This window comes from Mesorhizobium sp. M6A.T.Ce.TU.016.01.1.1 (genome assembly GCF_003997065.1).
Taxonomy (GTDB): domain Bacteria; phylum Pseudomonadota; class Alphaproteobacteria; order Rhizobiales; family Rhizobiaceae; genus Mesorhizobium; species Mesorhizobium mediterraneum.
The window spans coordinates 97,533-123,927 of sequence record NZ_RZTJ01000007.1 but is presented as its reverse complement, the minus strand read 5'-3'; the positions used below and the strand labels follow the sequence as shown (position 1 = coordinate 123,927).

The 26,395-nt window shown below is 61.2% G+C and carries 24 protein-coding genes and 1 pseudogene; 3 read left to right on the top strand and 22 right to left on the bottom strand.

The genetic code is table 11. From position 1 onward, the window contains the following. Window positions 1–26 precede the first annotated feature (26 nt). The 14 genes from EOC94_RS15785 to EOC94_RS15720 form a co-directional block, all read right to left on the bottom strand. Complete coding sequence (locus EOC94_RS15785; protein WP_095485283.1) at window positions 27–1,751, bottom strand: ABC transporter substrate-binding protein; 1,725 nt, start codon at window positions 1,749–1,751, stop codon at window positions 27–29. 77 nt (window positions 1,752–1,828) lie between these two features. Then, complete coding sequence (locus tag EOC94_RS15780) at window positions 1,829–2,110, bottom strand: DUF2160 domain-containing protein (RefSeq protein WP_164547197.1); 282 nt, start codon at window positions 2,108–2,110, stop codon at window positions 1,829–1,831. A 67-nt stretch (window positions 2,111–2,177) separates the two neighbouring features. Beyond that, on the bottom strand, window positions 2,178–3,098 hold the full coding sequence (locus tag EOC94_RS15775; protein WP_185928244.1) for a carbohydrate ABC transporter permease: 921 nt from the start codon (window positions 3,096–3,098) through the stop codon (window positions 2,178–2,180). Window position 3,099: 1 nt separating this feature from the next. After that, a complete protein-coding gene (locus tag EOC94_RS15770; protein WP_095485285.1) occupies window positions 3,100–3,966 on the bottom strand; it encodes a sugar ABC transporter permease in 867 nt (288 codons plus the stop codon). A gap of 2 nt (window positions 3,967–3,968) precedes the next feature. Beyond that, window positions 3,969–5,039, bottom strand: coding sequence for an ABC transporter ATP-binding protein (locus EOC94_RS15765; protein ID WP_127205646.1), 1,071 nt, complete (start codon window positions 5,037–5,039; stop codon window positions 3,969–3,971). Between the two features lie 13 nt (window positions 5,040–5,052). Then, a complete protein-coding gene (locus EOC94_RS15760; RefSeq protein WP_127205647.1) occupies window positions 5,053–6,135 on the bottom strand; it encodes an ABC transporter ATP-binding protein in 1,083 nt (360 codons plus the stop codon). A 39-nt stretch (window positions 6,136–6,174) separates the two neighbouring features. Beyond that, a complete protein-coding gene (gene glpD, locus EOC94_RS15755; protein ID WP_127205648.1) occupies window positions 6,175–7,701 on the bottom strand; it encodes a glycerol-3-phosphate dehydrogenase in 1,527 nt (508 codons plus the stop codon). A gap of 125 nt (window positions 7,702–7,826) precedes the next feature. After that, window positions 7,827–8,594: a DeoR/GlpR family DNA-binding transcription regulator gene (locus EOC94_RS15750; RefSeq protein ID WP_095485289.1), complete on the bottom strand. Its 768-nt coding sequence runs from the start codon at window positions 8,592–8,594 to the stop codon at window positions 7,827–7,829. A gap of 130 nt (window positions 8,595–8,724) precedes the next feature. Next, entirely contained in the window at window positions 8,725–10,131 is a 1,407-nt protein-coding gene (locus tag EOC94_RS15745; protein WP_127291652.1) for a pyridoxal-dependent decarboxylase, read from the bottom strand. A 24-nt stretch (window positions 10,132–10,155) separates the two neighbouring features. Beyond that, entirely contained in the window at window positions 10,156–10,887 is a 732-nt protein-coding gene (locus tag EOC94_RS15740; RefSeq protein WP_095485291.1) for a peptidase, read from the bottom strand. Between the two features lie 31 nt (window positions 10,888–10,918). After that, window positions 10,919–11,713: a transglutaminase family protein gene (locus EOC94_RS15735; RefSeq protein ID WP_095485292.1), complete on the bottom strand. Its 795-nt coding sequence runs from the start codon at window positions 11,711–11,713 to the stop codon at window positions 10,919–10,921. 7 nt (window positions 11,714–11,720) lie between these two features. After that, on the bottom strand, window positions 11,721–12,662 hold the full coding sequence (locus EOC94_RS15730; protein WP_095485293.1) for an alpha-E domain-containing protein: 942 nt from the start codon (window positions 12,660–12,662) through the stop codon (window positions 11,721–11,723). A gap of 21 nt (window positions 12,663–12,683) precedes the next feature. Beyond that, window positions 12,684–14,096, bottom strand: a complete 1,413-nt coding sequence (locus tag EOC94_RS15725; protein WP_185928243.1) for a circularly permuted type 2 ATP-grasp protein — start codon at window positions 14,094–14,096, stop codon at window positions 12,684–12,686. A gap of 172 nt (window positions 14,097–14,268) precedes the next feature. Next, on the bottom strand, window positions 14,269–14,505 hold the full coding sequence (locus EOC94_RS15720; protein ID WP_023674883.1) for an Lrp/AsnC ligand binding domain-containing protein: 237 nt from the start codon (window positions 14,503–14,505) through the stop codon (window positions 14,269–14,271). Between the two features lie 276 nt (window positions 14,506–14,781). Between EOC94_RS15720 and EOC94_RS35250 the strand changes: the two are divergent. Then, window positions 14,782–14,868, top strand: a pseudogene (locus EOC94_RS35250) (DUF4864 domain-containing protein); the annotation flags it as partial. Between the two features lie 52 nt (window positions 14,869–14,920). Here EOC94_RS35250 and EOC94_RS15710 read toward each other — a convergent pair. The 7 genes from EOC94_RS15710 to coaD form a co-directional block, all read right to left on the bottom strand. Continuing rightward, window positions 14,921–16,306 carry a hypothetical protein gene (locus tag EOC94_RS15710; protein ID WP_127291646.1) on the bottom strand — a complete coding sequence of 462 codons (1,386 nt, stop codon included), beginning with the start codon at window positions 16,304–16,306 and terminating at the stop codon, window positions 14,921–14,923. Window positions 16,307–16,480: 174 nt separating this feature from the next. Next, window positions 16,481–17,611 carry a tRNA guanosine(34) transglycosylase Tgt gene (gene tgt, locus EOC94_RS15705; RefSeq protein WP_127291643.1) on the bottom strand — a complete coding sequence of 377 codons (1,131 nt, stop codon included), beginning with the start codon at window positions 17,609–17,611 and terminating at the stop codon, window positions 16,481–16,483. Beyond that, window positions 17,604–18,719 carry a tRNA preQ1(34) S-adenosylmethionine ribosyltransferase-isomerase QueA gene (queA, locus tag EOC94_RS15700; protein WP_095485297.1) on the bottom strand — a complete coding sequence of 372 codons (1,116 nt, stop codon included), beginning with the start codon at window positions 18,717–18,719 and terminating at the stop codon, window positions 17,604–17,606. Before queA ends, tgt begins: the two co-directional genes overlap by 8 nt. A gap of 12 nt (window positions 18,720–18,731) precedes the next feature. Then, the gene (locus EOC94_RS15695) at window positions 18,732–19,130 is read right to left on the bottom strand and encodes a hypothetical protein (protein ID WP_095485298.1); all 399 of its coding nucleotides are present in this window, start codon (window positions 19,128–19,130) and stop codon (window positions 18,732–18,734) included. Beyond that, window positions 19,127–19,639: a peptidylprolyl isomerase gene (locus EOC94_RS15690; protein ID WP_091593716.1), complete on the bottom strand. Its 513-nt coding sequence runs from the start codon at window positions 19,637–19,639 to the stop codon at window positions 19,127–19,129. The genes EOC94_RS15695 and EOC94_RS15690 overlap by 4 nt, the downstream gene beginning before the upstream one ends. Before the next feature lie 28 nt (window positions 19,640–19,667). After that, window positions 19,668–20,258, bottom strand: a complete 591-nt coding sequence (locus EOC94_RS15685) for a peptidylprolyl isomerase (protein ID WP_095485567.1) — start codon at window positions 20,256–20,258, stop codon at window positions 19,668–19,670. Between the two features lie 75 nt (window positions 20,259–20,333). Further along, window positions 20,334–20,834: a pantetheine-phosphate adenylyltransferase gene (gene coaD / locus EOC94_RS15680; protein WP_095485299.1), complete on the bottom strand. Its 501-nt coding sequence runs from the start codon at window positions 20,832–20,834 to the stop codon at window positions 20,334–20,336. Window positions 20,835–21,131: 297 nt separating this feature from the next. Here coaD and EOC94_RS15675 point away from each other — a divergent pair, with 297 nt between their 5' ends. Further along, the gene (locus tag EOC94_RS15675) at window positions 21,132–21,284 is read left to right on the top strand and encodes a hypothetical protein (RefSeq protein ID WP_095485300.1); all 153 of its coding nucleotides are present in this window, start codon (window positions 21,132–21,134) and stop codon (window positions 21,282–21,284) included. Window positions 21,285–21,342: 58 nt separating this feature from the next. Here the strand turns inward: EOC94_RS15675 and gyrA are convergent, their stop codons facing one another. Continuing rightward, window positions 21,343–24,144: a DNA gyrase subunit A gene (gene gyrA / locus EOC94_RS15670; protein WP_095485301.1), complete on the bottom strand. Its 2,802-nt coding sequence runs from the start codon at window positions 24,142–24,144 to the stop codon at window positions 21,343–21,345. Window positions 24,145–24,747: 603 nt separating this feature from the next. Between gyrA and EOC94_RS15660 the strand changes: the two genes are divergently transcribed. After that, window positions 24,748–26,373, top strand: coding sequence for a hypothetical protein (locus EOC94_RS15660; protein ID WP_127291638.1), 1,626 nt, complete (start codon window positions 24,748–24,750; stop codon window positions 26,371–26,373). The last annotated feature ends 22 nt before the right edge of the window (window positions 26,374–26,395 follow it).

The following is a 26,395-nucleotide window of genomic DNA, read 5'->3' as shown; positions in this document are numbered from 1 at the left end:
GCGGGCGCGAACGCCCGGATCGATGCTCAGTTGCTCCAGCTCTTGACCAGCTCGTCGTAGTTGATGGTCTGCGCCTTATCCTTCTCCGGCTCGATCTTCAGCTGCGGCGCGAGATTGCCCTTGGCGACGGCATCGGCGTTCCACTCTTCGAGGGTCTTTTCCTCGGCGAGTTTCGGTCCGATGTCGCCCTGCACGCCGGCGCGCTCAAGGCGCTCAAGCACCTTTTCCTGCTCGGCGCAGAGCGAGTCCATCGCCTCCTGCGGGGTTTTGGCACCCGACGAAGCATCGCCGATCGCCTGCCACCAGAGCTGTGCCAGCTTCGGATAGTCAGGAACGTTCGTACCCGTCGGCGACCACTGGACGCGGGCCGGCGAGCGGTAGAACTCGATCAGGCCGCCGAGCTTCGGGGCGCGGTCCGTGAAGCTCTTGTGCTGGATCGTGCTCTCGCGGATCAGCGTCAGGCCAACGTGGCTTTTCTTCACGTCGACTGTCTTCGAGGTGACGAACTGCGCGTAGAGCCAGGCTGCCTTGGCGCGATCGTCAGGCGTCGACTTGAGAAGCGTCCAGGAACCCACGTCCTGGTAGCCGAGCTTCATGCCGTCCTTCCAGTAGACGCCGTGCGGCGACGGAGCGAAGCGCCATTTCGGCGTACCGTCCTCGTTCACGACGGGAAGGCCGTCCTTCACCATGTCGGCGGTGAAGGCCGTGTACATGAACATCTGCTGGGCAATTTCGCCCTGCGCCGGTACCGGTCCGGATTCCGAGAAGGTCATGCCCTGGGCCGCGGCCGGAGCGTAGGCCTTCATCCAGTCGAGATATTTCTGGATGGCGTAGACCGACGCCGGACCGTTGGTGTCGCCGCCCCGAGCCACGCAGGAGCCGACAGGCCGCGACTTCTCGTCGACCTTGATGCCCCATTCGTCGACCGGAAGACCGTTCGGCAGTCCCTTGTCGCCATTGCCGGCCATCGAAAGCCAGGCATCGGTGAAGCGCCAGCCGAGCGAAGGGTCCTTCTTGCCGTAGTCCATGTGGCCGTAGACCTTCTTGCCGTCGATCTCGCGGCCGGTGAAGAATTCGGCGATATCCTCATAGGCTGACCAGTTGACCGGCACGCCGAGGTCGTAGCCGTACTTCGCTTTGAAGTCCGCCTTGTTCTTCTCGTCGTTGAACCAGTCGTAGCGGAACCAGTAGAGGTTCGCGAACTGCTGGTCGGGCAGCTGATAAAGATCGCCGTCCGGAGCCGTCGTGAACTTGGTGCCGATGAAGTCTGCGAGGTCGAGGTTCGGGTTGGTGACGTCCTTGCCCTCGTTCGCCATCCAGTCGGTCAGGCTGCGCGCCTGCTGGTAGCGCCAATGGGTGCCGATCAGGTCGGAGTCGTTGACATAGGCGTCGTAGACGTTTTCGCCCGACTGCATCTGCGTTTGCAGCTTCTCGACGACATCGCCTTCGCCGATCAGATCATGGGTGATCTTGATGCCCGTAATGTCGGCGAACGCCTTGGCCAGCGTCTTCGATTCATACTCGTGCGTCGTGATGGTTTCCGAGACGACCTTGATGTCCATGCCCGCAAAGGGTTTTGCAGCATCGATGAACCATTGCATCTCGGCTTCCTGGGCAGCGCGATCGAGCGTCGACATGTCCTTGATCTCGGCGTCGAGAAACGCCTTGGCTTCGTCCATCCCGGCATAGGCATTGCCTGCCCCGAGCAATAGGACAAGCGCTGTCGTTGATGTCAAAAATTGCCGTCTCATGTGTTTCCTCCACTGTTTCAGTTTCAAGTGCGATCGGAGCAGCCGCCGGCACGCGGCCGCTCCAACAGTTTCCCCCTCTATACGTAGCGGAACACGCCAATGGCGTAGACCACGGAGAGAGCGAGAGCCCACCACAGGTTGGGTCCGACAAGACCCAGCCAAGCGAGATGGATAAAGGCGCTGCCAAGCAGCGATAGGAAGAGACGGTCGCCGCGCGTCGTCTCGAACCGCAGCACGCCAACCCGCGGATTGCCGCCCGGCGAGGCGTATTCCCAGATCGCCATGCCGCAGAGCAGCACCAGGATCGTGATGAAAAAGATCGCCGTCGGTAGCGTCCATGCCATCCAGGTAAGGTTCATGGTCATACCCTCCCCAAGGCAAAGCCTTTGGCGATGGTGTTGCGTATGAACTCTTGCGTTCGTTTCATCACACCCTCCCCAGGGCAAAGCCTTTGGCGATGTAGTTGCGGACGAACCAGATCACGAGCGCGCCTGGAAGGATGGTGAGCACGCCGGCGGCGGCCAGAACGCCCCAGTCGAGGCCCGAGGCCGAGACCGTGCGCGTCATGATCGCGGCGATCGGCTTGGCGGCGGTCGTGGTCAACGTTCGTGCGATCAGCAGCTCGACCCACGAGAACATGAAGCAGAAGAAGCAGGCCACGCCTACACCGCTCGCGATCAGCGGCATGAATATCCTGAGGAAGAAACGCGGGAAGGAATAGCCGTCAATATAGGCGGTCTCGTCGATTTCCTTCGGCACGCCCGACATGAAGCCTTCGAGAATCCAGACCGCCAGCGGGACGTTGAATAGGCAGTGCGCCAGCGCCACCGCGATATGCGTGTCGATCAGGCCAAATGCCGAATAAAGCTGGAAGAACGGCAGCGCGAACACCGCCGGTGGCGCCATGCGGTTGGTCAGGAGCCAGAAAAACAGGTGCTTGTCGCCAAGGAAGCGGTAGCGCGAGAAGGCATAGGCTGCCGGAAGCGCCACGGCGACGGAAATCACCGTGTTCATAACCACATAGATGATCGAGTTGATGTAACCCTTGTACCAGGACGGGTCGGTAAAGATCACCATGTAATTGGCGATCGTCGGGTTCCTCGGCCACAGCGAGAAGGCGCCGAGTATCTCCTGGTTGGTCTTGAAGCTCATATTGACCAGCCAGTAGATCGGCAGCATCAGGAAGATGATGTAGATGGTCGGCACCAGCCACCAGAACCGCGACTCCTCGCCCCGTCGCCGCATCTTGCGGGCCAGCGTGGCGTTCGCTATCTGCGCTTCCGCGCTAGCGGGGGTTTGCCGCATCAGCGTTCGTCCGTCGGCCGTGCTTTCCTCGAGTCGCGCCATCTCACTGCTCCGCGTCGTAGGCTGTCATGACGGTGTAGAACACCCAGGACAGGAGCATGATGATCAAGAAATAGACGATCGACATGGCCGCTGCCTCACCGAGGTTGAACTCTCCGATGGCCAGCTTCACCAGATCGATCGACAGGAAAGTGGTGGTGTTGCCGGGCCCGCCGCCGGTGACGACGAACGGCTCGGTGTAGATCATGAAACTATCCATGAAGCGCAGCAGAACCGCGATCAGCAGCACGCGGTTCATCTTAGGCAGCTGGATATAGCGGAAGATCGCCCAGCGCGACGCACCGTCGATCTTCGCCGCCTGGTAATAGGCGTCGGGGATCGAGACCAATCCCGCGTAGCAGAGCAAGACCACGAGGCTCGTCCAGTGCCAGACGTCCATGACGATAACGGTGATCCAGGCGTCGAACGGGTCGTTGACATAGTTGTAGTTGAAGCCGAGCGCCCGCAGCGTATATCCGAGCAGGCCGATATCGACGCGGCCGAACACTTGCCAGATCGTGCCGACGACGTTCCAAGGAATGAGCAGCGGCAGCGCCATCAGCACCAGGCAGACCGGAACGCCCCAGCCCTTCTTCGGCATGTTGAGCGCAATGAAGATGCCGAGCGGAATCTCGATGATCAGGATGATGGCCGAGAAGGCCAGGTTGCGGGCCATCGCTTCCCAAAAACGGTCGGAATGCAGGATTTCCTCGAACCATTCCGAGCCCGCCCAGAAGAAGACGTTGTTGCCGAAAGTGTCCTGCACCGAATAATTCACGACCGTCATCAGCGGGATGATCGCCGAGAAAGCCACCAGCAAGAGCACCGGCAGCACCATGAACCAGGCCTTGTTGTTCCAGGTCCTTTCCATGCTCAGCCTCCCATCTCGACGCGCCAGGAATCGGCATAGATGTTGATGCCGGCCGGGTCGAAAGCGATCTTCGGATCGGCGGGAATGTCCTCATCCTCGCCGACGATCGCCGCGATGTCGCGGCCTTCGAAACTGGCGCGCACCACCTTGTGGCGGCCGATATCCTCGACCTTTCGGATTGAAACCGGCATGCCGGTAGCGCCAAGCCTGACATATTCGGGGCGGATACCAAGTTCGATCACGCCTGAGGTTCCAGCCTTGGGCGCGCCCGGCAATTCGATCGTCTGGCTGCCGAGCCGCGCGCTCCTGCCTTCGACCGCGACCGGCATGACGTTCATGCCCGGCGAGCCGATGAAATAGCCGACGAATGTATGCTTGGGGCGCTCGAACAATTCGGCCGGAGAGCCGATCTGCACGATCTCGCCCTCATACATGACGACGACGTTCTCGGCGAAGGTGAGCGCCTCGGTCTGGTCGTGCGTGACATACACCATGGTGAAACCAAAGCGCCTGTGCAGCTGCTTCAGCTGCGAGCGCAGCACCCACTTCATATGCGGGTCGATGACGGTCAGCGGCTCGTCGAACAGGATCGCGTTGACATCGGAACGCACCAGCCCGCGCCCGAGCGAGATCTTCTGTTTCTGGTCGGCAGTCAGCCCCCTCGCCTTTCTCCGGGCCATGTCGGCCAATCCCGTCATTTCCAGCGTCTCGCGCACCTTGCGATCGACGTCGGGTTCCGGAACGCCGCGGTTGCGCAGCGGGAAGGCCAGATTGTCGTAGACGGTCATGGTGTCGTAGATGACCGGGAACTGGAACACCTGCGCGATGTTGCGCTCCTGCGTCGACAGATTGGTCACATCCTTGCCGTCGAACAGAAGCTCGCCATGCGACGGGTACAACAGCCCGGAAATGATGTTGAGCAGCGTGGTCTTGCCGCAGCCCGACGGCCCCAGCAGCGCATAGGCGCCGCCATCCTCGAAAGCGTGATGCACCTCCTTCAGCGCATAGTCCTTGTCCGACTTCGGATGCGGCCCGTAGGCGTGGCGGATGTGGTTGCAGTCGATGCGCGCCATGTGCCCTCCTCCCTCAAGCCGCCAGCATCTGTGGCGGCGCGGCCGAGCGGCCGTTCGCGTCGAAAACCATGATGTGCCGCGGATCGATGAACACCTCGATGGTCTGGTCCGGCTCAAACACCAGGATGCCGTGCTCCAGCATCACCCAGCGGACATCGGCGAAGTCGAGATGCACAAAGCTCTCCGAACCGGTGATCTCGGTGACCGAGACCTTGGCTCTCACCGGAACCGCTGACGCGCTCGGCCGAGTAAGAGAGAGATGGTGGGGCTGGAAGCCGATCGTGTAACTCGTATCGGCAATACCGGCGAGCTCAGCCGGCACCGGGAGGTTCACCCCACCATCAAGAAGGAAGCTCGAGCCGCTCTTCTTCAGCACAATCGTGTTGAGCGGCGGATCCGCGAAAGTCTTGGCCGTGACGAGGTCGTTCGGCCTGCGAAAGACGTCGATCGTGGGGCCGAACTGAGTGATGCGGCCTTCGGAAAGCGTCGCCGTGTTGCCGCCGAGCAGCAAAGCTTCGTGCGGCTCCGTCGTGGCGTAGACGAAGATGGTGCCGCTCGCCGCGAAGATTTTCGGCAATTCCGCACGCAGCTCCTCGCGCAGCTTGTAATCGAGATTGGCGAGCGGCTCGTCGAGCAGCACGAGGCTGGCGTTCTTGACGATGGCGCGCGCCAGCGCGGTGCGCTGCTGCTGGCCGCCCGAGAGGCTGAGCGGCGTGCGGTCGAGAAAGGGCGTCAGCTTGAGCAGGGCTGCAGCATTGCGCACCTCCTTGTCGATCTTTGCCCGCTCGGTCCCGGCCACCCTCAGCGGCGAGGCGATGTTCTCGTAAACGGTCATCGCCGGATAGTTGATGAACTGCTGGTAGACCATGGCGACGTTGCGCTTCTGCACCGGGATACCGGTGACATCCTTGCCGTCGAACCAGACCGAACCGGATGTCGGAACATCAAGGCCGGCCATCAGCCGCATCAGGCTGGTCTTGCCGGAGAGCGTCGGTCCGAGAAGGACGTTGAGCGAGCCGTGCTGAAGCGTCAGGGACACGTCGCGTATATGCTCCGTCGCGCCGACCGTCTTCGTCACGTTTCTCAGTTCCAGCATGATGCCTCCTCCCAGGCTTTCTGCATCAGTCAGACCCCACTATTCGGCAGCCGCGACATGGCGCCGGCTTATCCCGCGCATGAATTCGTCGAGCGCTGCCGCCTGCTCGCGGCCCAGATGCAGGCCGCGCTTGGTCCTGCGCCACAATACATCTTCGGCCGTCATCGCCCATTCATTTTGAACGAGGTACCGCACCTCGGCCTCGTAGAGATCGGCGCCGAAGTTCCGGCCAAGGTCGGCATTCGATCTCGCGAGGCCCAGCAGCATCCTTGCGCGAGTCCCGTAAAGCCGGGTCAGGCGGCGCGCCAGGCGCGCGTCGAGGAACGGATAGGCCGTTTTCAGTTTCGCCACTTCGGCATCGAAGCCGCTCGCCGGGAAATCGCCGCCCGGAAGCGGCGCGTTTGCCGTCCACGGCTTGCCGCGCTTGCCGAGAAAACCCTCGATTTTCTCGAGCATCGATTCCGACAGTCGGCGATAAGTGGTGATCTTGCCGCCAAAAGTGTTGACGATCGGTGCCGTGCCCTCGCCGCCGTCGGCCTTCAGCACATAGTCGCGGGTCGCTTCCTGCGCCTTGGAGGCGCCGTCGTCATAAAGCGGGCGCACGGCGGAATAAGTCCAGACGATGTCCGAACGCTTGACCGGTTTCGCGAAATATTCGCTCGCCGCAGCACAGAGGTAATCGATCTCTGCGTCGCTGATCTTCACGTCATGCGGGTCGCCAGGATAGTCCTGGTCGGTGGTGCCGATCAGCGTGAACTCTTCCTCGTAGGGAATCGCGAAAATAATGCGGCCGTCCTTGTTCTGAAAGAAATAGGCGCGCGGATCGTCGAACTTCTTGCCGATGACGATATGACTGCCCTGTACCAGCCGGACATTGTGCACGTCGTTCAAGCCGACCGTGGCGGACAGCACATGGTCGACCCATGGGCCGGCGGCGTTGACTAAAAGCCGCGCCTTGACCTCCTCGGTGTCCCCGGTCTGCGCATTTTCCAGCCTGACCGTCCAAAGCGCGCCTTCACGGCGTGCGCCGACGACTTTCGTGCGGGTTCGGATCGTTGCGCCGCGGTCGGCGGCGTCGCGGGCGTTCAACGCCACCAGCCGCGCATCGTTGACCCAGCCGTCGGAATACTCGAAGGCCTTTCGAAACAACGGCTTCAGCGGCTTGCCGGCCGGGTCCCTTGCCATGTCCAGCGTCTTGGTCGCCGGCAGCAACTTGCGTCCGCCAATGTGGTCGTAAAGGAAAAGGCCGAGCCTGATCAGCCAGGCCGGGCGCAGACCCTTGGCATAGGGCAGCACGAAGCGCATCGGCCAGATGATGTGCGGCGCGTTCCTCCACAGAATCTCGCGCTCCATCAGCGCCTCGCGCACCAGGCGGAACTCGTAGAACTCGAGGTAGCGCAAGCCGCCATGGATCAGTTTGGTCGAGCCGGAGGAGGTTCCGCTGGCCAGATCGTTCATTTCGGCAAGGAAGACCGAAAAGCCGCGCCCAACCGCATCGCGGGCAATGCCGCAGCCGTTGATACCGCCACCGATGACGAAAATGTCATGGATCGGGGGTGCGTCCACAAAAGTCCTCCCGGATTTCGCATTGCAGCATTTTTAGGTTTTTACGAAACCGTGAAGGGATTATTTCGAAATGAGAACGAATGTCAAACGAAATATAAACGGCGACAATTGCCGCAACGGCACCCTTAGGAGAGCGACGTTTCGATCAGTTGAACCTCTGCCTCCTGGCAGATTTTGCGCACCGACGGGATGTCGCAGCGATCGGTGATGAAGGTGTTGACCTGCGACAGGTGGCCGATCCGGACCGGCGCCGTCCGCTCGAACTTGGTCTGGTCGGAGACGAGGATCACATGCCGGGCATTGGCGATGATCGCCTGCGCCACCTTCACTTCACGAAAATCGAAATCGAGCAGCGCACCGTCATGGTCGATCGCCGAGGCGCCGATCACCGCGTAGTCGACCTTGAACTGCCTGATGAAATCGACCGCCGCCTCGCCGACCACGCCGCCGTCGGAACCACGCACGACGCCGCCGGCGATCACCACCTCGATCGAAGGATATATACGCATCCTGTTGGCAACATTGATGTTATTGGTGATGACCATCAGGCCACTATGATCAAGAAGCGCCTTGCTGACCGACTCAGTCGTGGTGCCGATATTGATGAACAGCGAGGCATTATCCGGGATCAGCCTGGCCGCCGCGCGACCGATCGCCTCCTTCTCGTCGGCGGCGATCTTGCGCCGTGCCTCATATTCCATGTTCTCGATGCCGGAGGGAAACAGCGCCCCGCCATGAATGCGCGACAGCAGCCGCTGGTCGCACAGATCGTTGAGATCCTTGCGGATGGTCTGCGGCGTCACGTTGAAATGCGTTGCCAGATCGTCGACCAGCACGCGGCCATGGTCCTTGGCCATCTGGATGATTTCGGAATGACGCGGCGACAGGTACATTGGGGAAGCTCCCGTTTTCGTTTTTCTTGTCTATAGAGGAAAACGAAAGCGATGAAAAGGCATAAGCCGGCTAACGAAATCACATGCGTCCAAAGACAAACCTCGGCGCAACTTTGCCGACCAATTCAACTCAACCCAGACCGCGGGCGATTTCGGTGATGACTTCGAAAGCGGTGTCGACATCCGCCGCCGTCGTATCGAACTGGCCGACCTGAAAGCGGATCGCCACCTGTCCGCCCACCCGTGTCTGGGTCAGGTAGATGCGGCCATCGTCGTTGATCGCGTTGACCAGCCGCAGATTGTGTTCGTCGATTCCGGCCGCCACCAGATGCCGGAACGAGAACAGCGACAGCATCGGCTCCGTGACAATCTCGAAATCCGGTTCCCCGGCCAGCCGCTCGGCAAGGCCTTCGCTCCAGGCGACATGGTTGCGGATCATGCTCCGGAGATTTTCAAGCCCGTGGGCGCGTAGCAGGAACCATAGTTTCAGTGCGCGAAAGCGCCGCCCGAGCGGCACCGACCATTCGGAATAGTTGATGATGCCGTCGCGCCCGTGCGTCTTCAGGTAATCCGGCTTGATGGCGAGCGTCCGCACCAGGTCTTCCGGCCGGCGGATAAACTGGACCGAGCAGTCGAATTGCGCACCCAGCCATTTGTGCGGGTTGAAGACGATAGAATCCGCGTGCTCCACGCCCGCCCAGAAATGCCGGTATTCCGGACATATCATCGCCGAACCGGCCCAGGCGGCATCGACATGCACATAGAGCCCCTGCCGCTTTGCCACCGCGGCGACGCCGGCGATATCATCGGTGCCGCCGGTGCTGGTGCCGCCCACACAGGCAATGATGCCGGCCGGCAGCATGCCCGCCTCCCGGTCGGCGACGATCGCCTCTTCCAGGGCTGCGACATCCATGGCGCGAAAGCGGCCGGCAACCGGAATGCGCACGAGGTTGTCCTCGCCGATGCCCGATACCCAGATCGCCCGGTCGATGGAGGTATGAACCTGGTCGGAAGAATAGACGCGCAATGTCGGCTGGCCTTGCAGGCCCTTCTCGTTGCCCTGCCAGTCGAGCGCGCGCTCGCGCATGGTCAATACGGCGGCGAGCGTCGCCGACGATGCCGAATCCTGCATGACGCCGGAAAACCCTTCCGGCAGACCAAGCGCCTGACGCATCCAGTCGACGACGCGCGTCTCGAGTTCGGTCGCTGCCGGCGAGGTCTGCCAGAGCATGCATTGCGCGGCCATCACCGAGACCAGATATTCGGCCACCACCGAAACCGGTGCGGCGTTGGCCGGGAAATAGGCGAAGAAGCGCGGATGCTGCCAATGCGTCATGCCCGGCAGGATCTTTTGCTCGAAGTCGGCGAAGATCTCATCCATCGGCTCCGCCGCTTCAGGCGGCGAAGTCTCTACGCTCTTGAAAATGCCACCCGGCTCGACCAGCGGCCGCACCGGTCTTTCGCGCAGCGAGTTGCGATAGTCGGCGCCCCAATCCGCAGCGCGCCTCGACCATTGCCGGAAATCGTCGTTGTTCATCGCACCTCCGGAAAGACGGGCCGTCTATTCGGGAAAATCAGGCAAGCTCGCAAAGGCAGTCTTCAGCGCGTTCGACCAGCCGTCTGAGATGGTGCGGTAGTATTGATCGTCCTGGGCTATCCGCTTCTTCAGGCTGACCTTGTAGGCGTCCTTTTCGTAGAATAGCAGGTCGAGCGGCAGACCGACCGACAGGTTCGATTTCAGCGTCGAGTCGAACGAGACCAGCAGTAGCTTCACCGTCTCGGCGAAACTCATCGTCTTTTCATAGGCGCGGATGATGATCGGCTTGCCGTATTTGGTCTCGCCGATCTGGAAAAACGGCGTGTCGTCGGTCGATTCGATGAAATTGCCTTCCGGATAGATCATGAACAGCCGCGGCGCGCTGCCCTTGATCTGGCCGCCGAGGATGAAGGAGGCATTGAAATAGGAATCCGCCCTGTCGCCGGTTGGTGACGAACTGGCGATGACTTCCTTGACGGTATCACCGACCATCCGCACCGTCTGGTACATGGAGGGCGTTTCGAGCAGTGTCGCGTGGCGATCGCCAACTGCCTTGGTGCGCTCGTCGAGCAGGCTGACGACCGCCTGCGTCGTCGCCAGATTGCCGGCCGACATCAGCACGATGACGCGCTCGCCCGGTTCCTCCCAGACATGCATCTTCTTGAAGGTCGAGATCGAATCCATGCCGGCATTGGTGCGCGTGTCGGACATGAACACGAGCCCGCGATCGATCTTCAGGCCGACGCAATAGGTCATCGAATCTCTTTGGCAGCAATCTTGCCGGGGATTACTGCTCTACCGTGACGGTGACCGCAAGCTGTTCTTCCGCTTGTCCCAGCCGAATTCCCGATACGGGCGTGGCGTCGCGGTAATCACGGCCGGTCGCCACCTTTACATAGCGTTCGTCGGGCGAAATGCCGTTGGCGACGTCGAACGCGACCCAGCCCAGGCCCGCAACATGCGCCTCGGCCCAGGCATGGCTTGCCGCCTGCTCGACCGCAGCATCCATCATCAGATAGCCGCTGACGTAGCGGGCCGGAAACCCCATGGCGCGCGCGGCGGCGGCAAAGATGTGGCTGTGGTCCTGGCAGACGCCGGTCTTGAGCGCCAGCGCGTCCTCGGCCGGGGTCGTCGCGTTGGTGGTGCCTGGCGTATAGGCGACACGCTCGCCGATCACGGCCATCAGCCGGTGCAACCTTTCGATATCGGTCCCCTCGCCGACCGACGCCGCGAGTTCGCGAATGCCGCTGCCGATCGTGGTCAACGGCGTTTCATGGCCAAACAGCCAGAGCGGCGCGAAGCCCTGGTGTGGCCCGGAGACGCCCGATGTGTCGCGTGTCACCACCTCGCCTGATGCCTCGACGGTGATGAAATCGCGCTCGCCTTCGACGCTCAACAGTCGCGTGTCGTTGCCGAAATGGTCGCTGAAGCGCACTTCCTCGCGAGCCCCTTCGATCTTCAGCGACCAGGACAAGACGGTCTGCGTCGATCCGCTGACCGGAAGCAGCCGCAGCCGCTGCAGCAGATAATGCACCGGCGCATCGTAGCGGTATTCGGTCCGGTGGGTGATCTTCAGCCGCATGGCTTCCTCAATAGAATCGATAGTCCTGCGCGATCTCGTCGCCGAGCCTGATGTTGTCGCGGATGAAATTCGCCAGGAATTCATGCAGGCCGGCGTCGAATATGTCCTTGATCGAGCCGGCCGCCAGCATGGCCTGGGTCTTGCCGGCTGTCGCATGACAGGCATGGCGCTCGCCATAATCGTCGCCCAGGAATCTGAGATGCTCCGTCAGGAAACGATAGCAGAAGGTCAGCGAGCGCGGCATGCGAACGTTGAGGATCAGATAGTCGGCGATGTTGCTCGGCTTGTAGTCGGCCTCGTAGACCCAGCGATAGGAGCGATGCGCCGACACCGAGCGCAGGATCGATTCCCACTGGTAATTGTCGAGCGTGGAGCCGACCCACGAGATCGACGGCAACAGCACGTAGTATTTCACATCCAGGATGCGTGCCGTGTTGTCGGCGCGTTCGACATAGGTGCCGAGCTGCGAGAAATCGAAGATCTCATTGCGCAGCATGGTGCCGTAGAACGAGCCGCGGATCAGGGCCGTCTCGCGCTTGATCGCGTCGAGCACACTGGGCAGGTCGCGCTCGTCGATCGGCCTGGCCAGCATCCGCTTAAGCGACATCCAGGCTTCGTTGATGCTTTCCCAGGTTTCGCGCGTCAGCGCGGTGCGCACCATGCGGGCATTGTTGCGAGCCGTCTCGATCGACGCCATCGTGCTCGACGGGTTGGATGTGTCGCGCAGCAGGAAATCGGCGACATTGGCGGCGGTATAGTCGGAATATTTCTGCGTGAAGGCAGCATCCGAGCCGGCGCTGAGCAGCACCGAATTCCACTCTTCGGAGGCATTCTGGGTGCGGGTCAGCGCCATGCGCAGCCCGGCATCGACCAGCCGCGCCATGTTTTCCGCCCGCTCGATATAGCGGTTCATCCAGTAGAGCCCGTTGGCGGTGCGGCCTAAAAGCATCAAAAAACCTTCAAATGAAAATTAATCATCCAGCACCCACGTATCCTTGGTGCCGCCGCCCTGGGACGAATTGACCACCAGCGAGCCTTCCTTGAGCGCCACGCGCGTCAGCCCGCCCGGCACGATCTGGATGCGGTCGGAAACCAGCACATAGGGCCTGAGATCGACATGGCGCGGCGCCAGTCCTTTGTCGGTCAGGATCGGACAGGTCGACAGCGCCAGTGTCGGCTGGGCGATGTAGTTCGACGGTTTTGCCGCGAGTTTCTTGGAAAAATCCTCGCATTCCTTCTTGGTCGCCGCCGGCCCGACCAACATGCCGTAGCCGCCGGACCCGTGAACTTCCTTCACCACCAGCTCATGGATGTGTTCGAGCACATATTTCAGGCTGTCCGGCTCCGAGCAGCGCCAGGTCGGGATGTTGCCGAGGATCGCCTTGCGGCCGGTGTAGAATTCGACGATCTCGGGCATGTAGGAATAGATCGCCTTGTCGTCGGCGATGCCGGTTCCCGGCGCATTGGCGATGGTGATGTTGCCGGCGCGGTAGACATCCATGATGCCCGGCACGCCAAGTGCCGAGTCCGCCCGAAACGTCAGCGGATCGAGGAAAGAATCATCGACCCTTCGATAAAGCACGTCGATCTGCTTGTAGCCTTCGGTCGTGCGCATCGCGACATGGCCGTCGACGACGCGCAGATCCTGTCCCTCGACAAGCTGCACGCCCATCTGATCGGCAAGGAAGGCATGCTCGAAATAGGCGGAGTTGAAGCTGCCAGGCGTCAGCACGGCGATGGTCGGCGCGCCCTTGGTGCTTTGCGGCCGCACCGCTGCCAGCGATTGGCGCAAGAGCTGCGGATAGTTTTCCACCGGCCGTACCTTGATCTGCTGGAACAGCTCGGGAAAGAGCTGCATCATCGTCTCGCGGTTCTCCAGCATGTAGGAGACGCCGGACGGCGTGCGCGCATTGTCCTCCAGCACGTAGAACTCGTTCTCGCTGATGCGCACGATATCGACGCCGATGATATGGGTGTAGACGCCCGCCGGCGGCCGCATTCCGATCATCTCCGGCAGGAACGCCTCGTTCTTGGCGATCAATTCCTTGGGGACGCGCCCGGCGCGCAAGATCTCCTGGCGGTGGTAGATATCGTCGAGGAAGGCGTTCAGCGCCTGGACGCGCTGCTCGATGCCTTGCGTCAGCCGTCGCCATTCATTGCCGGATATGATGCGCGGAACGATATCGAAGGGAATCAGGCGTTCGGAGGCTTCCTGCTCGCCATAGACGGCAAAGGTGATGCCGGTCTTGCGAAAGACGCGTTCGGCGTCCTGCATCTTTTCAGTAAGCCTGGCCGGATCCTGCTCCTTCAGCCAGCGATCGTAAGCCGAATACGGTTTTCTCAATCCGGAGATTTCCGGAAGCATTTCGTCGAACGCGGCCAATCGCATACTCCCCTGTGAGGCCATTTCACTGGCGTCACCGGAGAAAATCAAGCGCAATCGGCGATTTGGAGGATGCGGGCGATCAGTATGTGGCGGCTGCCTAAAATTAGGGCAGCACCAATATGGCTGCGATCAGGCTTTGCCTTATGTCCAGGCAGGCGGCAGGCGCTGCTCAGAACGCGCGAAAGGTGACAACCGTGAACGTGTCCTTGATGCCTGGAAGAATCTGCACCTTCTCGTTGACGAAATGGCCGATGTCTTCCTCGTCGTCGACGTAGAATTTGGCGAGCAGATCGTAGTTGCCGGCTGTCGAGTAGATTTCCGAAGCGATCTCGGCATCGGCCAAAGCGCTGGCAACGTCATAGGCCTTGCCCAGATCGCACTTTATCTGCACGAAAAATGCCTTCATTGACCGGTCCTGCTCAAGCTTGCGCCTACAGCGCCGCTCGTCCTTTAGAACGCGCAAAGGACGCTGTAGCACTTTGATTGCGCATGAGCCTTTCCGAAAATCGATTCCGATTTTCGGGGTCATGCGCATAGGCGGCCCTTGTGGCAGACTGCCGCCCGGCTTTCAAGCATCAGGACGGCGCTCAGGCAGAACCCGATTTAAAGGAAGAAGCTTAACTGCGGCCGGACGGCGAATGTTCGCGGCTGCTGAAACCGTGAAGCGCCGCCGACCGATGTTATCGTCGGGCCGGATGGCAAGGATTACACGGCCGTCTACACGCAACAGCCCGACGGCAGCTTCCGCATCACCGGCTGCAGCCTGCGCTGCTTCCACTTCGCTGAGCACCTGAGCGCGTGCCCGAGCCGCGACGGTCTGATCAATCGCGCCGCCGGTAAAGCGTCCAGCTCAGCCCTGAAAGGCCCCAGTTCCTTGACGCATCAATTCGCTCATAGGCAAGTGCGCAAGCCGACGCGGGTTCGACCCGTTTCGATTGTATGTCAGGATCACCCTCCATGATCAGCCAAGCGGGACGTCGAATGCACAGTTCGTCTTTCGGGACGAACCAAGCCTGACGGCCTGTCCGCGCTGCAAAGTAGTCGACGACCATCGCAGTCCGGAAGTCGTGGTTGCTGGCATAGGTGGTGGCACCGTTTTGCGTCATCTGCCCCACGATCGAGGCATAGGAACCGCGGCTATATTCGTAGAACTGCAGCAGCGACGATATGCTGCCGCTCATCATGACCGCGAGCGCTCCTGCCGCCAGATATCTTTTGAACCCGCCCGCATCGAAGCCGCGACCGAGCATCTCGCCAGTCCAAAGCAGCAACAACGTTCCACTGGCGATGAAATAGCGTGGGATCTGGAGATTGGGCAGATTCGCTGCGCACATGAGGGCAGGCAATCCCACAATTCCGATGACGTAGAGACTGGCCCGACGATCACGCCATATGCCGGCAGATATGCAGACCATGCCGCAGGCAGCAGCGATGCAGGCCCAATCGCCAATCCAGGACGGCAGGCCCAGCAGATATCTGATCACCCCGCCATATCCCTTTGCGAACGCCTGGAACGAGAAAGGCGAAACACCCCCGACGACGAAGCCGGACAGCTGGGCGCCGACGACCACGCAGATGGCCAACGGCAGCACCGCAAGGACGGCAGGCGTGAAAGTCAAACCGACGTCGGCGAGTGTGCGGCCAATCCTTTCCGTGCGCAGCCAAGTGACCCATGTGGTCCAGGCTACAAGGACCGGCACCATTTCGATCATCGTGAGGTGAGACAGCAGGCCCAGCAGGATCGCCGCGGCCAAAGCGATGACCGATGAACCTCTTTTGTCGAGCCAGCGTTCCAGAAAAACCACAGAAAGGAGCGTGAACAGCACCAGCCCGGCGTAGCCGCGCGCTTCCGAGCCATAGTGGACCATCGGATAGCTCACTGCAAACAGCAGACTTGTGGAAATCATCGCCCATCGCCCGCGTGGCACTGCCGCAGCTGCAACAATCGTGCTGGCGCCGAACGCGATGGAAAGGCCTCGTTGGAGCAGCGGCGAAGTATCAGGGCCGATCAGATACAGATAGGCCGAATTGAGGAAATGATTGTTGTCGTGATTTACGCGCCAGAGGATCTGGTTGATCGAGGTGAGCGGCTCGATGAGAGAAAAACTCCAGATCTCGTCCAGCCAGAGATCGCCGCGTGCGCCCAGCAACCGCAGAACAAGGCCAGCCACAACGATCGCAAAAATCGCAAGCGATGGCTTGGCCATCCATCGCCGGACCGACATGAAAGAAGAGGCGCAAGGTTCGGCAACGCCGTTCGTCCGCGCCGTCACTTCTGAAGCTGAAGCTTGTCCCGAGACGAACAGGTTCTTGGTCCCCGCCCAATGCCATCCCGGCAATGCTTATTCGTCAGTCGTTTCAAAACAGTTCCCGGACAGGCTTTAGCGGGCTGGAATATCGCCCCCTGCCCAGCCCTCAGAAATTTCCACCGCCCGAGCCTCGAAGGCGCCGGCCTCGATGGCGGCACGAATGTCCTGCATCAGCTTCTGGTAGTAGGAAAGATTGTTCCAGGTCAGCAGCATCGCCCCCAACGCCTCTTGCGAGCGGACCAGATGGTGCAGATAGGCGCGCGAATAATCTCTGGCGGCCGGGCAGTCGCTCTCCTCGTCCAGCGGGCGCGGATCGTCGGCATGGCGAGCGTTGCGCAGATTGACCTTGCCGCGCCGTGTATAGGCGAGGCCATGACGGCCGGCGCGCGTCGGCATCACGCAATCGAACATGTCGATGCCGCGCGCCACCGATTTCAAGATGTCGTCAGGCGTGCCGACACCCATCAGATAGCGCGGCCTGTCCGCCGGCAGCTCCGGGCAGGTGATTTCGAGCATTTCGAGCATCACCGCTTGCGGCTCGCCGACGGCCAGCCCGCCTATCGCATAGCCCTTGAGGTCCATCGCTTTCAGCGCCTGCGACGAGCGCAGCCGCAAGGCCGGTATGTCGCCGCCCTGGACGATGCCGAACATCGCCTTGCCCTGCTGATCGCCGAATGCCGTCTTGCAACGCTCGGCCCAGCGCAGCGACAGCTCCATGGCCCGCTCGATCTCTTTCTCCATGGCCGGCAGCGCTGTGCATTCGTCGAGCTGCATCTGGATGTCGGAATCGAGCAGTCCCTGGATCTCGATCGAGCGCTCGGGCGACATCTCATAGGCGGCGCCGTCGATGTGCGAGCGGAAGGTGACGCCCTTCTCGGTGAGTTTCCTCAGCTTCGACAGCGACATAACCTGGAAGCCGCCGCTGTCGGTCAGGATCGGATGCGGCCAGCGGGCGAATTCATGCAGGCCGCCAAGCCGCGCCACACGTTCGGCGCCGGGCCGCAGCATCAGATGATAGGTGTTGCCCAGGATGATGTCCGAGCCGACGCCACGCACCTGATCCATATACATGGTCTTGACCGTGCCGCCGGTGCCGACCGGCATGAAGGCGGGCGTGCGGATTTCTCCGCGCGGCATGGTGATCGCGCCGCGCCGCGCTTTGCCGTCGGTCGCCAGCACCTCGAAGGTAAACGCCTTAGTCATTGAATTCCTTGTGTATACCGGACGCGCGTCCATCGTTCTCCTCCTTGAACAGCAGACTTGCGTCTCCGTAGGAATAAAACCTGTAGCGGTTCTCGATCGCATGCGCATAGGCCGCACGCATCGTCTCCAGACCGCAAAACGCCGAAACCAGCATGAACAGCGTCGAGCGCGGCAGATGGAAATTGGTCATCAGCATGTCGGCGGCCTTGAAACGGTAGCCGGGCGTGATGAAGATGTCCGTCGGGCCGGACCACGCGGCGAGCCGGCCGTCCTCCCGCGCAGCGCTTTCAAGCAGGCGCAGCGACGTCGTGCCGACGGCGATGATGCGCCCGCCACGCGCCTTTGCCGCGTTCAGCGCCTCGGCGGTTTCCGGGCTGACCGAGCCGATCTCGGCATGCATCTTGTGATCGGCGGTGTCGTCGACTTTCACCGGCAGGAACGTGCCGGCGCCGACATGCAGGGTGACGAAGCGCCGCTCGACGCCTTTGGCATCGAGCGCGGCGAAAAGCTCCGGCGTGAAATGCAGGCCGGCCGTGGGTGCCGCCACGGCGCCCTCCTCCCTGGCATAGATGGTCTGGTAGTCGCTGCGGTCGCGCTCGTCGTCATCGCGCTTCGAGGCGATGTAGGGCGGCAACGGAATGTGGCCGACGGCATGCAGCGCCTCGTCGAGGAATGGACCTGACAGGTCAAAGCCAAGCAACGCCTCGCCGGCCTCGCCCTTCTCGATCACCGTGGCATCGAGCTGGCCGAGAAAGCAGGAATTGGTGTCATGGCCGAAATGGATGCGGTCGCCAACGGCGATGCGCTTGCCCGGCCGCATGAAAGCCAGCCAGCGGTCGGGAGCCACCCGCATGTGCAGTGTGGCTTCGACTTGCGCCGCCGCTTCGCCGCGCCGCCTGATGCCTTTCAACTGCGCCGGAATGACCTTGGTGTCGTTGAAGACCAGCACATCACCGGCCTCGAGCAGGGTCGGTAGCTCGCGCACCGTCCGGTTCTCAAGCCCCTCACCCGGCCTGACAACCAGCATTTTGGCGCTGTCGCGCGGTTCTGCCGGTCGAAGCGCGATGCGCTTCTCCGGCAGTTCAAAGTCGAAAAGGTCGACGCGCAAGGAAATCCCAACTCAAGGTTCCGGGCAGGTCACCGCCCAGGCGCCAACACCGTCGATGCTCAGCGTGCCGCCCATTGCGAAATTGGACTGTTCGCGGGCCTTGACCAGTCGCAGTTTGGCGACAATCGAGCTGATACCCTCGTCGGTGAGATCGATCGCCATGTGCTGGTCGTCCTCGAATGCCTGTCCGACGATCACTTTCGTCGATCCCGGCTGACCGTCGGTGGTCCATGTCTTGCCGCCGGCATCCAGCCACACGCGCGCGACTGCGATCGCGGCGGTGTTTCCCATCAGGACATCGATCGACGCCGCGTCGCCTTCAGCGCTGCAAACGATCGATTCCGTCGCCAGCGCCGAAGTGGCCGCCGCGACAAGCATCAGAGTGATAGCCGCGACAGCCCGGTAGATCATTTCACGTCGGCCGCGACCTTCAGCGACACGATCTTGTCGGGATCCGGCACCGGCTCGCCGCGCTTGATCTTGTCGACATTGTCCATGCCTTCGATGACCTGGCCCCAGACCGTGTATTGGCGATTGAGGAAGGCGGCATCGTCGAAGCAGATGAAGAACTGCGAGTTGGCCGAGTTCGGGTTCTGCGAGCGCGCCATCGAGCAGGTGCCGCGGCCATGGTTGGCGTTGGAGAACTCGGCCTTCAGGTCGGGCTTGTCGGAGCCGCCCGTGCCGGCACGGGCGGGCGCGAAAGAGGGCTTGCTGGAATTGCCGAATTTCACATCGCCGGTCTGCGCCATGAAGCCGTCGATGACGCGATGGAACACCACGCCGTCATAAGCGCCTTCGCGCGCCAGTTCCTTGATACGGCCGACATGGCCGGGCGCCAGATCGGGAAACAGTTCGATGACGACCTTGCCCTTGGTCGTTTCCATGATGAGCGCGTTCTCGCGGTCCTTGATCTCGGCCATGTCAGAATATCCTTTGAAACTAATGGGTTTACTTGCCGTCGGCGGCGATACGCACCTTGATCATGCGATCGGGACCGGTGACAACCCCGTTCTGCGCCTCGTCGCCTTTCTTTATCTGGTCCACCAACTCCATGCCTTTCTCGACATTGCCGACGATGGTGTACTGGCCATCGAGCGGCGGCGCCGGCGCGAACATGATGAAGAACTGCGAATTGGCGGAATCCGGGTTTTGCGAGCGGGCCATTCCGACGACGCCGCGCACGTAGCGCTCGGATGTCGAGAATTCAGCCGGCAGGTCGGGAAGATCGGAACCGCCGGTGCCGACAGCATCGGCGTTGAAGCCGTTCTTCATGTTGCCGAATTTCACGTCGCCGGTCTGCGCCATGAACCCGTCGATGACGCGATGGAAAGCGACGTTGTCGTAAGCGCCCTGGCGCACCAGCTTCTTGATCTGCTCGACATGCTTCGGCGCGAGATCAGGCCTGAGTGCGACGGTCACGTCGCCGCCCTTCAGCGTGATGATCATGGTGTTTTCCGGATCGGCGGCGAAGGCCGAAACAGATGCAGCCACGAGGCCGAAAAGAACGACAAAGCAAGTGGCGAGCCTTTTGAGCTGCATGGATCTTTCTCCGAAAACCTTTGTTTCATGCATGTCGATGTCCCGAAACCGGGTTCGACTTTTGGGCGACGTGCATTATTTCGCGAATTTGGCAGTGAGCGCGCCGGCCACAGCCGCTGGCACGAAGGGGCGGATGTCGCCTCCCATCGAGGCTATCTGACGGACAAGTGTGGCGGTAATGGTTCGCACCGAAGGGCTGGCGGGTAGAAAAACCGTCTGCAATTCCGGCGCCATGGTCTCGTTCATGCCGGCCATCTGCATCTCATAGTCGAGATCGGTGCCGTCGCGCAGGCCACGGATCATGATCGAGGCGCCGTGCTTCCTGGCCGCGTCGATGACCAGCCCGTCGAAGGCGACGACCTTGATGCGGGCGCCGTCACGGCCGAATTCGGCCTTCGTCGCCGCTTCGATGAGGCCGACCCGTTCCTCGAAGGAAAACAGCGGCTTCTTGCCGGGATGAATGCCGATCGCCGCATAGACGGTGTCCGCCACGGCCAGCGACGCCTTCAGCACGTCGAGATGGCCGTTGGTCAGCGGGTCGAAGGAGCCGGCATAAAGAGCGATGCGTTCTGTCATGGCAGGTGCTTCTAGCGAGCCTGTCTCGCAAAGGCAATCCGATCAGCGAGCCGCCGATGCATGTCGCCCAAAGTGCGCAGCGGTTTTGGGACAACGACATGCACCCAGACAGGGACTCAATGCGCATCGCCTGGGCCACGTTATTCGCGATGCGCTTTGAGTGAACCTTTTGACCGAAATGAACGACAGATGAACGGGCCGATCACAGAGGCTTCACGCAGCGTTCACTAGGTTGCAGATTCAGAAGATGAAACCAAAACCCCATTTGAACGTTGTTAGGCGCAGGAGAACACGCACATGCTGATCTACATGCTCGCCGCCGCAATGACCGTCGCCATGCTGATTGCCACCGTATTCGGGTTGCATCAGGAAGCAGGGCGTGTCCGCGCCAAGGCCAATACCAAACGGTTCGAGGGCTTCGGTATCCGCAAGCCTTATCGCCACTTCTGAACCGGCCGTTATTTGTTGACGGCGCCGGCCCATCGGGCCGGCATTTCCCCATCAAGGCCTACTCGCCGCTGTTGTCCGGGTCAGCACCGGCATCCGGGCTGGCGTTGCCCTCAACACTCTCTTCGGCTTCCTCGTCCGATTGCGGTTCCGATATCCGCTCCACCGAAACGACCTTCTCGCCGTCGGCCGTGTTGAAGATGGTCACGCCCTTGGTGGCGCGGCTGGCGAAACGAATGCCGTTGACCGGCACGCGGATGACGGTGCCGCCGTCCGAGACAAGCATGATCTGGTCGTCGTTGCCGACCGGGAAGGTCGCCACCAGGCGACCGATCTCGGCCGCTTTCGACACGTCGGTGGCGCGAATGCCCTTGCCGCCGCGCCCTGTAAGGCGGAAATCATAGGAAGACGAACGCTTGCCGTAGCCATATTCCGTCACCGTCAGCACGAACTGCTCATGTGCCTTGAGGAATTCGTAGCGCTCGTCGGAAAGCTCCGTCTCCTCGCCAACCTCTTCATTGGTAAGCTGGATGTCTTCGTCCTCGCCGGCCGCAATGCCGGCGGCGAGCCGCCGTTCGGCCACCACCCGCTTGAGATAAGCGGCGCGCTCGGCCGGCGGCGCCTCGACATGTTCGATCACCGCCATCGAGATCACCCGGTCGGTGGCAGCCATGGCGATGCCGCGCACGCCGACCGAGTTGCGGCTCTGGAAGACGCGCACGTCGCTGACCGAGAAGCGGATGCACTGGCCGGAGCTTGCGGTCAAAAGCACGTCGTCATTGTCTGTGCAGGTCTCGACGCCGAGAATCTCGTCGCCTTCCTCTTCCAGCTTCATGGCGATCTTGCCGTTGCGGTTGACCTGGACGAAGTCCGACAGCTTGTTGCGGCGCACCGTGCCGCGCGTCGTTGCGAACATCACGTCGAGCTCGCCCCAGCTGGTCTCGTCCTCGGGCAGCGGCATGATGGTGGTGATGCGTTCGCCCTGCTCCAGCGGCAGCATGTTGATCAGCGCCTTGCCGCGCGACTGCGGGTTGCCGATCGGCAGGCGCCAGACCTTTTCCTTGTAGACGATGCCACGCGAAGAGAAGAACAGCACCGGCGTGTGCGTGTTGGCGACGAACAGCCGGGTGACGAAATCCTCTTCCTTGGTCGACATGCCGGAACGGCCCTTGCCGCCGCGACGCTGCGCCCGATAGAGCGACAGCGGCACGCGCTTGATGTAGCCGGAATGGCTGACCGTCACGACCATGTCCTCGCGCTGGATCAGGTCCTCGTCTTCCATATCCGCCCCGCCCTCGGACAGCTCGGTGCGGCGCGGCGTGCCGAACTCGTCGCGCACGGCGGCAAGCTCGTCCTTGACGATCTGCTGAATGCGGGCGCGGGACGACAGGATGTCCAGGTAATCCTTGATCTCGTCGCCGATCGTGTTCAACTCGTCGGCGATTTCGTCGCGGCCGAGCGCGGTCAGGCGCTGCAGGCGCAGTTCGAGGATGGCGCGGGCCTGTTCCTCGGACAGATTGTAGGTGCCGTCCTCGTTGATGCGGTGGCGCGGATCGTCGATCAGCAGGATCAGCGATTCGACGTCGCCCGAGGGCCAGCGCCGTTCCATCAACTGCTCGCGCGCCGTCTGCGGGTCCGGCGCGCTGCGGATCAGCTTGATGACCTCGTCGATGTTGGCGACAGCAATGGCAAGGCCGACCAGCACATGGGCGCGGTCGCGCGCCTTGCGCAGCAGGAATTTCGTGCGCCGGCTGATCACATCCTCGCGGAAGGCGACGAACGCCTTCAGCATGTCGGTCAGCGTCAGCAATTCCGGCTTGCCGCCGTTCAGCGCAACCATATTGGCGCCGAACGACGTCTGCAGCGGCGTGAAACGGTAGAGCTGGTTGAGAATGACGTCGGCGACCGCGTCGCGCTTCAATTCGATGACGACGCGGTAGCCTTGGCGGTCGCTCTCGTCGCGGATGTCGGAAATGCCCTCGATGCGCTTGTCGCGCACAAGCTCGGCCATCTTCTCGATCATCGACGACTTGTTCACCTGATAGGGAACTTCGGTGATGATGATCGATTCACGGTCATTGCCGCGTTGCTCAATATTGACGCGGCCGCGCATGACGATGGAGCCGCGGCCCGTCGAATAGGCGCTGTAGATGCCGGAGCGGCCAAGCACGATGCCGCCGGTCGGGAAATCCGGCCCCGGAATGATCTCCATCAGCGCCGGCAGGTCGATTGCCGGATTGTCGATGAGGGCAATGGCGCCGTTGCAGACCTCGCCTAGATTGTGCGGCGGGATGTTGGTGGCCATGCCGACGGCAATGCCGCCGGAGCCATTGACCAACAGGTTCGGGAAGCGCGCCGGCAGGACTTTCGGTTCGCTGCCGGACGCATCATAAGTGTCCTGGAAATCGACGGTGTCCTTGTCGATGTCTTCCAACAACTCATGCGCGACCTTGGTCAGCCGCGATTCAGTATAACGCATCGCCGCCGGCGGATCGCCGTCGATCGAGCCGAAATTGCCTTGCCCGTCGATCAGCGGCACGCGCAGCGACCAGTCTTGCGCCATGCGCACCAAGGCGTCGTAGATCGAAGCGTCGCCATGCGGATGGTATTTACCCATCACGTCGGCGACCGGGCGGGCCGATTTCACATATTTGCGGTTCCAGTGGTAGCCGCTCTCATGGGCGGCGTAGAGGATGCGGCGATGCACCGGCTTCAACCCGTCGCGCACGTCCGGCAGCGCACGGCTGACGATCACGCTCATGGCGTAATCGAGATAGGAGCGCTGCATCTCCTCGATGATGGATATCGGCTCGATGCCGGTGGGGCCGCCGTCGGCGCCGCGCGGTGTTTTCTGGTCGGTCAAATCAGGTCACAATCTAATCAGGAATCACTCGGTGCTTATATAGGAAGCCGGGCCGAAACTCCAATGTCCGCGGCAGTTTTCCAGTGGCGATTTTTGTGGTGATTTCAAAAGGATATCACCGATTGCGACGATATGGCCGAGGCGCTTTTTCGCCCCCAAAGCCACCGCTGAAGCGGTAATGCTCGCAATTGGATCGTCACCCTGAGGCGGCAGCCGCGGCGAACCGGAACCCCTGGCTGCCGCTGCGGGCGTTGAGCGGTAGGACGACAAAGGACCTCAACGGCGATCTGGCGGCCGGCGTCAAGCTGGCGGCGATCGCTAAGCGAGCCGACGAGGCCGTCTCGAAGACTTGGCTGGCGAACCTGAATCGACCGCCACGCGACATAAGCTCGACATAAACGGAGGTAAGCGAAATCTGGAGTGGATTTTCTATCCGGTTTTGAGGCAGTCTCCATGAACCATTCTGTCGTTGTAGCGTGAGCTTTCTCCGAAATGTCAAAACACCCAATCGTACCTAGTATAGATTTAAATACAATTCGTGATCTCTTCGTCAGGCACCAAGAAAATCACTACCGTCTACTACTTTCCACTGCGATCGAGTACATGAAGTGGCCTGCCGAAGAAACAGATACTTTCTTGAGGCGGCTCGCGAACGCCGGATACATTGAATGGTGTGGCAAACATAATGATAGCGGCAACGACTGGACCCTGACCGACCACGCACGCCGGCTCGCCGCCGACGATCTCGGGCCCAGACTATCACGCCCAGTTGTAGATTCGATTGTCGCAGCTGTCGTAGCGAGAGCCCGAACGATCAACGCAGATCACGATCGCCTTGCGCGCGTTGTCGAACTTCGACTGTTTGGAAGCGCCCTTGACGCTAATCGCGAAGATTATGGCGACGTGGACATTGAAGCGCGGATCGAAATCCGAAAACTGCCACTGGACGAAGTTGCACGCGCGCATTCCGTGATTGCCGCTAAGGTCCCCCAGTCTTGGCGCGACAGCTCCTTTCGTAACTTTAGAGCTGAGCAGGAGTTTGATCGCCGAAACGCATTCACCGAGCTCTCGCGTGGCATCAAAGGCCTGTCACTCTCCAAGAACGCCACGGAGCACCTAGGGTGCGAGTATCAACGCATCTACCGTTTTGATCTCGATCTCGGTCAGGAGCTGTTGCCAGATGATGCAATCGTGCCACGTACGACACCGGCGCCTAGGACCGCACTGGAAGTCTCGGCTGCTATTCTTCCGGCACAGACCGTCATCCGGCCTCTCGACCTCGCCGATGCCGACGAGAAAGTGAGGTCCGATGAACTGCGGATCGAAATGTCGGACATCGCTTATACGGAAGCAGTAACATGGCTAGGTCGCACGACGTCACAAGGCAAGTTAGCTCCGATAGACACCCGCAAGGTTGCTGCGCAACGTTTAGCCGGGGCACAATTTCTCTTCGACGAGTGGCGCGACGAAAAACTTTCCGGCTTGGAGCTATTCCAACGCGCACTTGATTGGGCATCACATTATGGCCTGCCGATCTCGACCGCCGATCGAAGCTTTACACTTCGAACTTATCACGGCACCCGTATCGCAAATTTTCATGCCCTGATGGTGAAGCGTGTCGCCCGTCATATCGACGCGGGACTCGTGCTCCGCAAACAAAACCGCCGCTCGGCCTGGTATTCGCCCGGTGGCTCACTGCGCACCTCTCCACGGATGATCGCGGCGCATCACGCGTTGGCTGTGGCCTTTGGCCGGATGCTCGACGAAACACATCTGACGGGACAGGTCGATTTTCGTGCCGAGTTCGACCTCACAGCGATCCGTCGCAATTCCTACCCGGTGTTGCCGGACCTCTCCGACATCTCGCGAGGACTACGCCGTATGCTGCCCAAGGTGACGTTCTCGGAAGAAGTGCTTGCGGAGGCAAGCAAACGCCAACAGGAGTACGAAATCTATCTGCCGCTTGACCGAGAGGTGGAGATACTCGTTTCGATGAATGAGAAGGCCGCGAAACCGACCTCGTGGACCTCTACCAAACTCGGTGCGGAATGGTGGGAAGAGCCTAGCGCGATCGACGAAGAAGGCTGCGAGACCTATGGCTTTCTACCTGGAGAAGCGCAACTGTGGGAGGCGTGCGGGCCGTTCGAAAATCGTCTCCGCGACTCCTTGAATGAGCTTCCCGGCTGCAACCTGATTTCCATCGGCTACAAGGCGCCGATCCGAGAGTAGCCGTGCACCTTATGAAGCTGCT